At 49.5% G+C, this 12,341-nt stretch carries 11 protein-coding genes; all 11 read right to left on the reverse strand.

Annotated elements, in window-relative coordinates; translation table 11 throughout:
- Nucleotides 1–222: 222 nt before the first annotated feature.
- The gene (locus ACFPYJ_RS14585; RefSeq protein WP_379188888.1) at nucleotides 223–552 is read right to left on the reverse strand and encodes a hypothetical protein; all 330 of its coding nucleotides are present in this window, start codon (nucleotides 550–552) and stop codon (nucleotides 223–225) included.
- 1 nt (nucleotide 553) lies between these two features.
- Nucleotides 554–2,731, reverse strand: a complete 2,178-nt coding sequence (locus ACFPYJ_RS14590) for a PrsW family glutamic-type intramembrane protease (protein WP_379188889.1) — start codon at nucleotides 2,729–2,731, stop codon at nucleotides 554–556.
- Nucleotides 2,732–2,957: 226 nt separating this feature from the next.
- Entirely contained in the window at nucleotides 2,958–3,695 is a 738-nt protein-coding gene (locus ACFPYJ_RS14595; RefSeq protein WP_379188890.1) for a cyclase family protein, read from the reverse strand.
- Between the two features lie 443 nt (nucleotides 3,696–4,138).
- Nucleotides 4,139–4,639 (reverse strand): DinB family protein, encoded by a 501-nt coding sequence (locus tag ACFPYJ_RS14600; protein WP_379188891.1) that lies wholly within the window; start codon nucleotides 4,637–4,639, stop codon nucleotides 4,139–4,141.
- Between the two features lies 1 nt (nucleotide 4,640).
- Nucleotides 4,641–5,024 carry a VOC family protein gene (locus ACFPYJ_RS14605; RefSeq protein WP_379188892.1) on the reverse strand — a complete coding sequence of 128 codons (384 nt, stop codon included), beginning with the start codon at nucleotides 5,022–5,024 and terminating at the stop codon, nucleotides 4,641–4,643.
- A gap of 183 nt (nucleotides 5,025–5,207) precedes the next feature.
- On the reverse strand, nucleotides 5,208–5,789 hold the full coding sequence (locus ACFPYJ_RS14610; RefSeq protein WP_379188893.1) for a hypothetical protein: 582 nt from the start codon (nucleotides 5,787–5,789) through the stop codon (nucleotides 5,208–5,210).
- Nucleotides 5,790–5,996: 207 nt separating this feature from the next.
- Nucleotides 5,997–6,335, reverse strand: a complete 339-nt coding sequence (locus ACFPYJ_RS14615) for a VOC family protein (protein ID WP_379188894.1) — start codon at nucleotides 6,333–6,335, stop codon at nucleotides 5,997–5,999.
- Nucleotides 6,336–6,827: 492 nt separating this feature from the next.
- Nucleotides 6,828–8,594: an asparaginase domain-containing protein gene (locus tag ACFPYJ_RS14620; protein ID WP_379188895.1), complete on the reverse strand. Its 1,767-nt coding sequence runs from the start codon at nucleotides 8,592–8,594 to the stop codon at nucleotides 6,828–6,830.
- A 20-nt stretch (nucleotides 8,595–8,614) separates the two neighbouring features.
- Nucleotides 8,615–9,820, reverse strand: coding sequence for an asparaginase (locus ACFPYJ_RS14625; RefSeq protein WP_379188896.1), 1,206 nt, complete (start codon nucleotides 9,818–9,820; stop codon nucleotides 8,615–8,617).
- A gap of 475 nt (nucleotides 9,821–10,295) precedes the next feature.
- Nucleotides 10,296–11,498 carry a M20 metallopeptidase family protein gene (locus ACFPYJ_RS14630; protein ID WP_379188897.1) on the reverse strand — a complete coding sequence of 401 codons (1,203 nt, stop codon included), beginning with the start codon at nucleotides 11,496–11,498 and terminating at the stop codon, nucleotides 10,296–10,298.
- A 15-nt stretch (nucleotides 11,499–11,513) separates the two neighbouring features.
- On the reverse strand, nucleotides 11,514–12,329 hold the full coding sequence (locus tag ACFPYJ_RS14635; protein WP_379188898.1) for a serine hydrolase: 816 nt from the start codon (nucleotides 12,327–12,329) through the stop codon (nucleotides 11,514–11,516).
- Between the last annotated feature and the right edge of the window lie 12 nt (nucleotides 12,330–12,341).

A 12,341-nucleotide genomic window follows, 5' to 3' on the forward strand; every position in this document is an offset into this window, starting at 1 on the left:
AGGCACATCCCCTCAAAAAAATGAGGGGATGTGCCTTTTTATTCAGAAGGACTTTTTCAGTGGCCTCGGTTACATCCCAAGGAACTTTTTAATCTTCACTACAGAGGCTCTTTCTGACGCTCTACTTCCTGCAAATCGAATTACTTCCATTTTGCGAATACGGGTAGGGTTAGAGTGGTAGTGGTGTATATGGGCTTTTTTAGCGATTATGTTTGTATGGCTTCACCCGATATAAACAACCGCACCCCCGCGCCGAAATGCGTTAGGAAGCTCGCTCTCCAGCAGCTCGAGCCTGCTTAGCATATGCTCCTGAGCGTCACCGCTAATCTTGGAGCGCACCCAGTCCTTCAAACGGGAAATCTCTTCCAGGACCGCTGGCGCATCCTCTCGCTCCACATCCGTGCCGTCTTGAAACAGAGCGATCCACTGGAGACCCAGCTCCTCAACCGCCGGCTCCCAGTACTTTTTATAAAAGGCCTCTGTCGCAATCGGCAGCATGAAATAGCGTTCGAATTCATTTTCGGGATCAATGATAATAGCGCTAATCGACATCTTATTTCACTCCAAATCGAATGGTAAATGTGTAATCAGGGAATTCCTGACGCAGACGGTTCAGACTGTTCTCTGCCGCGGCTCGCAGCTCCGGCGAGTCTCCGTCAAGCTGGAACTGGAAGTTGCGGATCCCCTTGATCTCATCCAGGGTCGGAATTTCCGATGTTCCATCCGGCGTTGTCCGAGTCCCGACTGCCTTCTCCAGCAAGTTGTTGATCCGCGTCCGCGTTTTCTGATAGAGCTGTTTATCGGTAAACTCCTGCGGCGTCTGCTGCGGCTTGCCGGTTTTGGGATGAATGCGATTCAATCCTTCGGCTGACTTCGCTTCATAGAAAATCCCGTTCTCGACATCAATACCGTCGAACTCTCCAAGTGCTCCGTTACGGCTGTCATGCAGCTCAACGCCTCTGTATTTTGCTCGACTCCAGTGCACATAATCGTCCGCGTCTTTCGGAGGAGCTTCTTCTTCCGCATCCGGTTTCTTGCTCGGCCCTTCTGCGTCCGGCTTGCGGGGCATGTCTGGATCAGGCTTGGTTCGGCGTTTGAACAGCTTCTCCAGCCAGTCCTTGAGCCGGCGTCCACCTTTCTTGGCTAGTCGATCCGCTAGACGCCCAAACGGTATGCGGCTGAGCGCAATAGCCAGCAGAGCCGAGATGGCATTCTCAGGTGTCAGCAGCCGCTTGGGATCCCGGATATCCTGAGCAATCTCGTGTCCGCTGCCTGGGATGCTCGCTGCAGTTAATGCAATCCCCAAAGCCGGCCAGAAGCCGACGAACAGAAGGGATAGAGCAAACGCCCCTAGCACGATAGCCCCCTTCTCCCCGAAGCTTAGACGATCCCACCAATTCTGCAGCGAGTCGAACATACAGGAAAAACACGCACTGTCGGCAGGATGAACAGCTGCCTGCCAATAGGCTATGCAGCCTGCAAGCAGACCTGCCCCGACCAGCAGAGCGGTCAGCCCTGCTGCCATCCGGTAGTGAATCCGCATCCGGCCGCGCAGATCCTCCTGGATGGAAACAGCCTCGGCATTTCCGTACAGCAGAGAGAATCCCATTTCCCGGCGCTCCCTAGTCCAGGCCATAACGCTTGCGAACCTCTCCCTCTTCAGCAGGAATGCCTCCCACATATACCACAGTTCCGAGAGCGGGTCGATAAATCGCTCGCCCTCCATCATCGGGAGCTTTCTCCTCACCCGAAAGAGTGCGATATAATCCAGGACTAGCGCCAGGACTAGCATAAGCAGGAAGATACTCTTCGTCTGATAGCCGCTCCCGGTCCATTCGTTGATCTTCATAATCCAGTCCGGCAGAGAGTTCTGTCCGTTATAAGCGGCGTGGTCCATGATCGACCAGGCCAGAAGCAGAGCAGGCAGGACATAAATAGCATTCGTCAGCCGCCTTCGGCCGCGCACGGCCATTCCGAGTCCCAGAGCAACCATTGCCGTGTGTACAGGATGGCTGACCGTCATGAGTGTAGGCAGGAAGCTCTCTTCGAACCGTCCGGGAAACAGAGTCCAGAAATCCCAGTGAATCGTCTCTCCTCCCAGCATCGTCGTGCTGTAACCGAACATCCGACCGAGTATTCCAGAGTTAAGCCACCTGCGGCTCAGCTCCTCCATGAGCTGGAAACCGACACCTCCGGCCGCTCCCGCCAGGGCATAGTCAGCCAAACTCATGGATGATGCCCGGCGTGAGAAGAGCAGATAAAACCCCAGAGGAAGCAGCTTCCACACCTCCTCGGCGATGGGGGTGAGCACCGCGGTCGACCAGGTATCCGAAGTCCGTCCGCCGATTAAACCGTGTGCCGTCATAAGCGTCAATGTCGTAATCGGGATCACGAGGAAGATACCGAGCAGCATGAACATCGCGGTTTGCTTCCAGGTAAATGTCTTACTTCGGCATAATAGCCAGAATTGCATCATCACATAGAACGACCACAGATACTGCACCAACATCGTTCTCGAATCCCGGTAAAGGAACAGGCCCACGATAAACAGCAGCAGCGACAGCCAGCACCAGATCGCGTAAATGGTTTTGAGCCACGGATAACGTTTGGGTATCCCCCGTACGAATTCATATACTGCTTCTGCGTAGTCTCTGACCCCGCTTCGGATCCGCCATATGGTATTCGTATCGATCCCTCCTAAACCCGGCTTTCCGTGTGAAAGCCAGCACAACCCTTCATATATCCGGATTTTTTAGTAACATGTAATAGATAATGTTCGGATTAATAATTTGGGTACACTACTCTACCTTCTATAACTTGGCTCGCGGCATTTTCTTCCACTTTAGAAGCCCTTATGTTATTAAACTTTCGTTTCCATAGTTAAACAACGAATTGTTGGTTGATAACTGAAAAAAGGCACCACTGCACGATGGTACGTGCTGCAGCACTTTTTCGTCTCATTCCTCCACGATTGCGACCGGACGGGCCCAGCCTGCACTCGCCATTTCTACTTTGATCGGAAAGCAGCAGACTTTGAAGCCGAACGGCTTCGGAATTTTATCCAAATTGGCCAGTTTTTCGATCTGGCAATATTCCCTGTCCTTGCCGACATAATGCGCTGCCCATAGGACGCCTTCCTTCGGCTGCTTTTTATACGCCTCGGCTTGCAGGTTAAGCGGAATATCCCAGCCCCAGCCGTCAGTACCGACTACCTTGATGCCTTGATCCAGCAGCCACAACGTAGCATCTGCCGATACTCCGGCGTGAAGAAACGCATAATGTTCGTGGTACAGCCGTTTGTCCGCATCGCTCCGGATGAGAACGATATCGAACGGTTCCAACTCGGCGACCAGGTCATCCGTCGTAATTTCGTAACCAGGCGGCTTCGCGCTGAAGTCGAGTACCACACCGTCGGAATAAAACCATTCGAGCGGCATTTCATCAATGGTTCTTGCCTTCTTCCCTTCCGAAGTCGGCCAGTAATGCCATGGCGCGTCGATATGAGTACCCGCATGCGTATTCAGTGTCACCGTTTCCGTTGCCCACGCCTTGCATTCCGGAAAATCTTCCTGCTTAAGGCCTAGTGCCGCTGCCGCTTGCAGCGCTCCGTCTTCATGGGTCGCATACTCGATTTTTGCCGGCAGCGGCTCACGGATGCGCGGACTAATCGGCACGCTCAAGTCAATAAGCTTCATCACGAATTCCCCTTCCTCGTCTTAAAAATTCAAACCCATTATACCATATTGCTCCAACTGCCAATTCCCGTTAGGTTATAGAAATAACCTCCGTTTCATAAAGCCCTTACATGGAGGATATTTGGTTCTAACCATGTTGCTGATATTTGCCTGCTAGTAAAGTAAAGGCACCCGGCCACTTAGACCGGTTGCCTTCTCCTTATGTTTATTGGAATCTTTTTTCAGTTAGATTAATGTTTATATCGGGATTTTAAGAGCAAATAAATGTCGAGTAAGATGCCGATTATTACCGCTAAATAAAATTCGTCTAATGCAATTGATCTGTGGAATAACCAAGATAGAATCAATCCCATTAATCCAAAAACAATTGAGTTTCTCATAATAAACCTCCAATCGGATCGGATCCATCGCTGCGCTTTCTTTTCCGTTTGTTCAACAAGTACTCAGAGCCCAAGTTTTTGTTCCAGTTCACTCTTCTGACGCAGGTGATGGCGGAAATGCATGCCGACTAGATCGAACCAATCCTTCGCGTTCAGCCAGCCAAAGCCATCATGTTTAGCTTTGTAGTTTGGGTTTATACGATCTAATTTCCCTTCCCATTCTCTCATTCGCTGCAGTACTTGATCGAGTCCGCGCCTAAGGTCTTCTTTACTTTCCGAATTGCTGGGGGTGTTTTCTGGCCCGTCCGGCAACTTGATTTTAATCGGCGGGAATCCGCCGAGTTTGAACAGCTCCTTGCCAGCCTCCGTCTTCCCGAGCATTTGCTCGACACCTGCTGTCGCACAAATTTCCACTTGGTCAAGGTAATCAAGAGCAGCGAGGATCAGGTGGTTATACAATTGGCTGAGTGACCAAGCCCCTTGCGATGTTATTTGCCTTAGCTGCTGCAGTGAATAACTTTGCAGATCGCTTTTGTATATTTCAATCCATTGCTGATCGCTCAAATTAAATTCCTCCGTTAAGCTCGATCAAATTCCCAGCGGGATCGCGAAAATAGGCTACACGATGACCCCATTCAGGCGTGTCATGCGGTTCCTTTACAAATTCAACATCTTGGCTCTTCAATTGATCGTAAGCTGCATCAACATCATCAACTCTGAAAATAATGGAAACCTGATCATTGACACTGAACTCATTCCGCTTACGCGAGTCTTTAATAGGTTCGCTTACCATCGGAGGCTCTAACGCAATATTGATGTCTCCCGTTTGAAACTCAGCATATGGAGTGTCTTCATTTCCATGGAGGACTTTGAGTCCCAGGATGTCTCGGTAAAACAAAAAGCATTCTCGAACATTCGGCACTATTAAGCGTACATGTGAAATTTTCAAGTTATTCCCTCCGCTGAACATAGTATTCGTGCTAAGATGTTTCGATCCTTCCAAAGAATAACATGCAATCGGCACAAGGATTTCTTATGGATTGCGGTTTTCTAGATTTGGATTCATTTTATATTTGGTATATAGCGGATATTGCTAGGCTGCCACAGAACCATCTGCACGCCCTGGGAATCATTACGTTGTCTTCCCCGTTAGGATTATTGATGTTTTGGTACTGGCACGTTGATTTTTTGCTTCTGGTTGATCTTCTGTAAATTCGATACTTTCCGGAGGCAACGCAACCTCCACATCGTAAGTACCGGTGAGCGCAGGTTCAAGTTTGGAATTAATCCATTGTTTCGGAATGAAAATCCATTTGTCTTCAACAGTTTGAGCAGGTGCCAATATAGATGTACCCAGATCAGACGTACAAGCCTCGCCTTGCTTTATCGCCAAGCTTGTATTCGATTCTTGATGAACGATGTCAATAACCACGTGGTTCGGACAGCTGGAACTGCCCGAAACATACGTCATCGTCTCTTTTCCTATGTTCGTCACCTTTGCGTAAACCTCAATTTCATTGTCCAAATCAAACTGGTTTTTGCTCAATTGAATCTCATACACTAGGTCCCCGATGGTTTCTTTATGATGAATCGGAACGATCTTTATTGACTTCTGCGGCTCCTTCTTCGTGAAACCCTCATTAGCCATAACAGCACTTGCTATACCCGCTATTCCCAAAACTGCTACAAGACCAAGAATAACTTTCTTTTTCACAGTAACGCTCCGTTCTATGAACAATGAGATGAATTTAAATAATAAGACGCCGGTCCCTACTATAATGTTTCTATACTAATATTGGATAATATTCAGTTGTACTGCCTTTTACTTCAATAGAAAGAGGAGCTGCCGCATAGCATGCTCCTCCAGTAGCGCGTTCCGCTAGTTTTAGTTCATCTCTAGTCAACTAAGTCTCCGGATCATTCAACAGAGAACTTCGACGGTAAATCCGCCCGGGGCTTCAACATAGAATGTCCAACCATGCAACCTTTGCGGCGGATCCACATCAAAGCCATCAGCCTTCAAGCGTTGATTGATCTCGTTCACCCGTTCTTCGCTCTCCTGAATGAAGCCGATATGAAAGGTCTTGGGATAGCTGACTTGAGTACCTTTCATCAATGTAAGCACTAACCCGTTGTCATCAGATAGTAAAGCGAATGAATTACCGCGCGTATCCCTGGTTTTTATTTCGAAATATTTCTCCAAGAACTCTCGAGCCTCTTTAACGTCGTTGACTGTGAGATTGAGATGGTTTAGTTTCATAGCATACACCTTCTCTTCTTAGTAATTTATTCCTTATTCTACCACAAAATGCTGCCCGGTAGTGTAACGTATGGCTGACCAAGATGCAGCCCTCGATAATGCGTGAACGACAGTAGGAACGATCTGTTATATGATGTTGACTCTCAACTTCTTTATTGTTATACATGATTCCATTTCCATCGGGGACTGCAATATATCCTTTGAGCTGCACCATAATTTTTAAATAATCCCACACCAATTTTAGTTCTTCCGTGTCTAATTGTTTTATTATTTTCCATGAGTTACCCTCTGTTTTCAATAAAGATGGAAAGCACCTTTTTCCACTATCCTGCCTGTGAGTTCAATACAATTCCACTCAGTCGAATCGTTTATTTCCACTCGACATCATCATTTACCACGAAAGAGAACCCTCCGCTTCCGGAGGGTTCTCTTTATAAGTGGTATAAAATCGATGTCAATCCTGCATAGCAGCACTGCCGCGCCGCATTTACGCTAGCTTATCGGAATAGCCGGCAGTTTAAGTAGAATCGTTACCGCTTCCGCTCTCGTTGCCGGGTCGTTTGGAACAAACACACCTCCGCTGCGGCCAGTGATGAGCGCGTGATCTTTAGTCGCCTTTACGCTGCCCTTGGCCCATTTCGGGATCGCGGCGTCGTCCTTAAATCCGGTTGTCGACCCGGCTTGGAGGTCGTACTTCATAGCTTTCGCAATTATTACAGCCATTTCGGATCGGGAAATAGGTGTGTTTGGCTTGAACGTGCCGTCGGTATAGCCGCTGACGATACCGGCTTTAACCGCTTGGGATATCCCGTTCACAGCCCATTTTCCGATTTGGTTGCTATCCTTGAAGGTGAGCGAAGCTCCATCCCCCTGCAGCTTCAAGGCATTCATCAGCATAACCGTGAATTCCACCCGGGTCAGGCTCTGATTTGGTTTGAACGTACCATCCGTATAACCGCGAATGATGCCGCTCGCTACCGCTTTTTCTATAGAGGACATCGCCCAGTGCCCTGCAATATCCTTCAATACCACCGGCTCTTCGACCGGTCCGCCTACGGCGCTGACGTCATCTTGAGCAATGTCCTGCCTGCCGAATTGCCAGAACCAGTCTTTTACCGTTTTGAAATCATTTGAGAAGGCCAGCGCAACGAGAAGCATCATGCGGGCATGCTGCGGATTGAGGCTATCGCCCGCAATAATGCCGTCCGTATCGCTCGGATACATCGTTCCGGAACCCGTTCTCGTAGTTGTCACAAAAATGACGCCTTTCTTGATCGCTTCCGCGCGCGCCGCACTCATCTTAGAAGAAATGCCACCTGCGCCCGTTCCGGCAGTGACGATGCCCTTCGCGCCGTCCGCCACCAGACCATTGATACCACCGCCTCCGGCATCCTGATAGGCATACGCGATCTCGACCATCGGCAGATCCGTTTTTTGGATTTTGCTCAAATCAAACGGCGTTGCCCACTCGGGCCGTCCCGCCTTTAATGCGCGGTCATTCAATCGATAGAGCGAGATGTTGTCTTGATCGATATATCCGAGCGCTCCGAAAATCGGAGTTCCGAACGTATCCAAACGCTGCGCGTTCAATTTCGTGACATCCCTGGCAGCTTGTATCACGTCATTCAGCATTACGACAGTGCCGTACCACTGGGTTTTATTGCTGCCCGCCAGCTTAATTGCGTTGTACAGATTCGCAGGAGCATCGGTACCGATGACGTCCCAGGGGCGCATCGCGCCCGTCACGACAACCGGCTTTCCGCTTCTGACCGTCAAATCGAGGAAGTAAGCAATATCTTCCATCGTGTCCGTTCCCGTCGTTACAACAACCCCATCATAGGTTTGCAGCGCCTGATCGACGGTAAGTGACAGATCATACAGATCGCCGATCGAATAGCTGCCGGAGCCTTTGTTGCCGAATTGATACGTGGACACATCGGAAATTTTATCTTTGCGCGGCAATTGGGCAACCATATCCTCGATCTTGTACGTGCCCGATTTATAGGTTTGCAGATTGGTCGGGTCTCCGTCGTTCGCTTGACCCGAAATCGTTCCTCCCGTTCCGATCACCAGAACGTTAGGCAGCGCGGATGCTTTGAATGCATCGGTTAGCGGTGGAAGCGGAAAAACAGGCGTTTGTACCGCTGCAGCGGTCGGAACGACGCCGACCGCGCCCGATAAGGGCACGATTAATGACAACGCAATTAGAAACGGAATGAGAAGCCTTTTCCCGAGTTTGCTTCTATGAATCGATATCATATGTCCTTACCTCCTGTATGTTATTGTTTCGTCACATTGATACCGACGTTCTGCGCTCCATATTTGGCAAACCAGCTTTTAATGACGGCTTGATCCTTCGAGAATGCTAACGACAGCAGGAGCATCATGCGCGCATGCTGCGCATTCAAGCTGTCGCCAGCAATAACACCGTCTGTGTCGCTTGGATACATCGTTCCCGAGCCCGTTCTCGTCGTCGTTACGAAAAGGACTCCCTGCTTGATCGCTTCCGTACGCGCGGCACTCATCTTGGAAGAAATGCCGCCTGCTCCGGTTCCAGACGTTACAATACCCTTCGCTCCGTCAACAACGAAGCCTTTGATGGCGCCGCCGCCTGCGTCTTGGTAGGCGTAAGCAATTTCGACGATCGGCAGATCGGTTTTCGCAATTTTGCTCAAATCATAAGGCGTGGACCAATCCGGTGTGCCGGCTTTGCTAACTCTGCCAGGCGCACGATAAATCGAGATGTTGTCCTGATCAATGTAACCGAGCGCTCCCAGGATCGGCGTCTCAAACGTATCCAAACGCTGCGCGTTGGTCTTCGTTACATCCCGGGCTGCCTGAACAATATCGTTCAGCATCAGCACGGTACCGAACCATTTGGTTTTGCCGCTGCCTGCCAGCTTGATTGCATTGTACAGGTTGGCGGGGGCATCGGTGCCGATAACGTCCCAAGGACGCATCGATCCTGTAATTACGACTGGCTTCTCGCTTCTTACCGTTAGATCGAGGAAGTATCCAATTTCCTCCATCGTATCCGTTCCTGTCGTCACGACTACGCTGTCGTAGGTTTTTAGCGCTTGGTCCACGGTGAGCGACAGATCGTATAAATCGCTGATCAAATAGCTTCCGGAACCTTTATTGCCGAATTGATAGGTGGATACATCGGCAATTTTCTCTTTTTTCGGCAGCTGGGCTACCATATCTTCAATCTTGTATGTACCCGATTTGTAGTCCTGCAGATTCGTAGGGTCCCCGTCGTTCGCTTGACCGGAAATCGTGCCGCCAGTTCCGATAACGAGTACGTTGGGTTTCGCTGTAGCATCCTTTACCTTGACATCCGGAATTGAAAATTTCTGTTGTACGATAGGGGTTGGAGCCGCATTCTCCGCATATGCTGCACCAGCAGTTGCGCCTAGCATAGCTACTGCAAGGAATGGAACGAGGACCTTTTTAAAGAAGAATTTCTTCCTAACTTTTGAAATCATGTAAATTACCTCCCGCTAAATAATAGATTTGAATAGCAAGTTTCTTTATAAAAGACACTCTTAAACAAAAAAATAAAATCTTCTAATTCAATGTCAGTTTCCCTCTCTTTGTATGATAGTTTCATATAACATGTTTCATTATAAACGACACTAGTAAACCAATACAATAGAGATTTTAATATTTAGTACACTATTTCATAAAATTACGTTATATTTCGTAACATTAAACGGAGTATATATTACATAATGATAGGTTTATGCCTGCTTTGTGATATTACCCCCCTTATGGTTGACAACGAAAAAAGGTCATCTGTTAAGATGACCTTATGATGTTTTTTACCGGAGGATTTTTGAATTTAGCTAAACGGAAGAACAAGGTGTATTCAGCAGATATAAAAGCGGAGATGGTTAGGCTTTATTTAGAGGAGGGGCTCTTAACCCCCTCGGTCAAATATGGCGGATCGGGACTTGTTTCTCAAACAGGATCGACACCTGCAGAAAGAAAATCGAAGACGGCGGATATGAACAGCTTGCCTGTAATCAGTATGGCCTGCTCATCGACGTCGAATTTCGGATGATGATGAGGGTATACCGCTCCTATTTCCTCTTTTCCCCCTCCCACGAAAAAGAAGGTGCCCGGCACACGCTGCAAATAATAGGAAAAATCCTCGCCCCCCATAATGGGGGTCATCCGTTTCACATTGTCCTCCCCGAGAATGGCTCTGGCCAGACGCTCCACTCTTTCGGTTTCCCGGGGGTCGTTGTTGACTGCCGGGTAACCCCTGTCGTACCTGTAAGCTGCCGTGGCTCCCATACCTTCGCAGGTTGAAGCAACAAGTTGTCCGATCGACTTTTCGATTAAACAGCGTACGCTTTCGTCGAAGGTGCGGACCGTTCCCGTTAGCTTGGCCGAATCGGATATGACATTAAATGCGTTCCCGGCTTGAAAAGAGCCTACCGTCACGACTGCCGGCTGAAGGGGATCGACACGCCGGCTGACGATTTGCTGCAGGCTGACGACGAGCTGGCTGCCCGCTACAAGCGAATCCACGGTCAAATGCGGCGTCGCGCCATGCCCGCCCTTGCCCTGGATCTCCACTTCAAAAGCATCCATCGCCGCCATCATATACCCTTCCCCGACACCAACGGTGCCGACCGGCTCGGTAGACCATACGTGTGCCCCGTAAATAACGTCTACTCCTTTCAGGCATCCGTCCTCAATCATCGATATGGCTCCGCCAGGGGGGAGCTCTTCAGCGAATTGGTGGATAAAGACGACAGTACCCGGAAGCTCATCCTTTACTTCGCTCAGCACCTTGGCCACACCGAGCAAAGCGGCCGTATGGAGATCATGGCCGCAGGCGTGCATAACACCGGGAATGCGGGACTTGTAGTCCACATTCGTCTCCTCCTGAATGGGCAGCGCGTCAAAATCCGCGCGCAGAGCTACCGTTCTGCCAGGCTTCCCGCCCTCAAGGCGTGCGACGACCCCTCTGCCCCCAACCTTCGTCCGTACCTCCAATCCGAGACCTTGTAAATAATCGGCTATCTTTCTCGGTGTATGTACTTCCTGGAACGAAAGCTCGGGATACATATGCAAGTCGCGACGAAACCGGACCAATTCCGGAAACAGTTGCTCCAGCCCGGCAAACAGCTGCTCGATACGTTTTGGCTCCATGGCTCAACCCCCCTGTCAACCATGTGCATGCGCAGCATCGTAAAGAGCATAACCAATACTGCTCATCACCCGTTTCGCATCCGCACGATCTTTGATATCCTTGCCGAACACAGATACCGCAAACGTATGACCGGGCAGATACAGAAGCCCTGCGTCATGCTCCCGGCCTGGAACAAATCCCGTTTTATGGGCCATTTCCCATTTCGGGATGGAGCCGAGAGGCCCTTCCGGGTAAGGAAGCAGGCCCGGAAGCCCGTCGTTGAACTTCTGCTGCTTCATAATGCCGATCATGTGCCGACAGGCATTCCAGGAAACAATTTTCCCCTGTGCAATCTTCTTCATATGTTCGGTTATATCGCGCGCGGTAATCAAATTGTCGCCCGTTTCGCCTTTGGCCGGCATAATTTGCAGCTTATGGTGGAATTCGCAGCCCGTCATCCCGAATTCGCGCATCGCCTGCTGTACAGCCTCGATGCCGATCCGGTCGACCAGCATATTGGTCGCCGTATTATCGCTTTCGATAATCATAAGGACGATCAGATCATAGATCGACATGTCAAAATTCGGGGTCAGATTCTGCAGAATGCCCGATCCGGTCACCATATCCTGAGCGCGCACTACCATTTTTTCGCTTAAGGATATACGGCCTTTCTCGACCTGATCGAAAACAGCTGACATTATCGGAACTTTAATGATGCTGGCGGCATAAAAGCTCTCGTCAGGTTGATGAAAGAAATAATCGTCCGTTTCAAAATGATAAACAGCAACGCCGTAAGTTGCATTTCCGCCATCAATAATGTTCTGCAATACCTCTTGCAATCGCTTCAGCAACCAGATTCCCTC

Origin of the sequence: Paenibacillus solisilvae (assembly GCF_042656405.1) — a bacterium.
Taxonomy (GTDB): domain Bacteria; phylum Bacillota; class Bacilli; order Paenibacillales; family Paenibacillaceae; genus Paenibacillus_Z; species Paenibacillus_Z solisilvae.

What these genes read in the sequence shown, in the direction of transcription:
- ACFPYJ_RS14585 (WP_379188888.1), bottom strand. Translation starts at nt 552, where the DNA reads ATGTCGATTAGCGCTATTATCATTGATCCCGAAAATGAATTCGAACGC.
- ACFPYJ_RS14595 (WP_379188890.1), bottom strand. Translation starts at nt 3,695, where the DNA reads ATGAAGCTTATTGACTTGAGCGTGCCGATTAGTCCGCGCATCCGTGAG.
- ACFPYJ_RS14615 (WP_379188894.1), bottom strand. Translation starts at nt 6,335, where the DNA reads ATGAAACTAAACCATCTCAATCTCACAGTCAACGACGTTAAAGAGGCT.
- ACFPYJ_RS14620 (WP_379188895.1), bottom strand. Translation starts at nt 8,594, where the DNA reads ATGATATCGATTCATAGAAGCAAACTCGGGAAAAGGCTTCTCATTCCG.
- ACFPYJ_RS14625 (WP_379188896.1), bottom strand. Translation starts at nt 9,820, where the DNA reads ATGATTTCAAAAGTTAGGAAGAAATTCTTCTTTAAAAAGGTCCTCGTT.
- ACFPYJ_RS14630 (WP_379188897.1), bottom strand. Translation starts at nt 11,498, where the DNA reads ATGGAGCCAAAACGTATCGAGCAGCTGTTTGCCGGGCTGGAGCAACTG.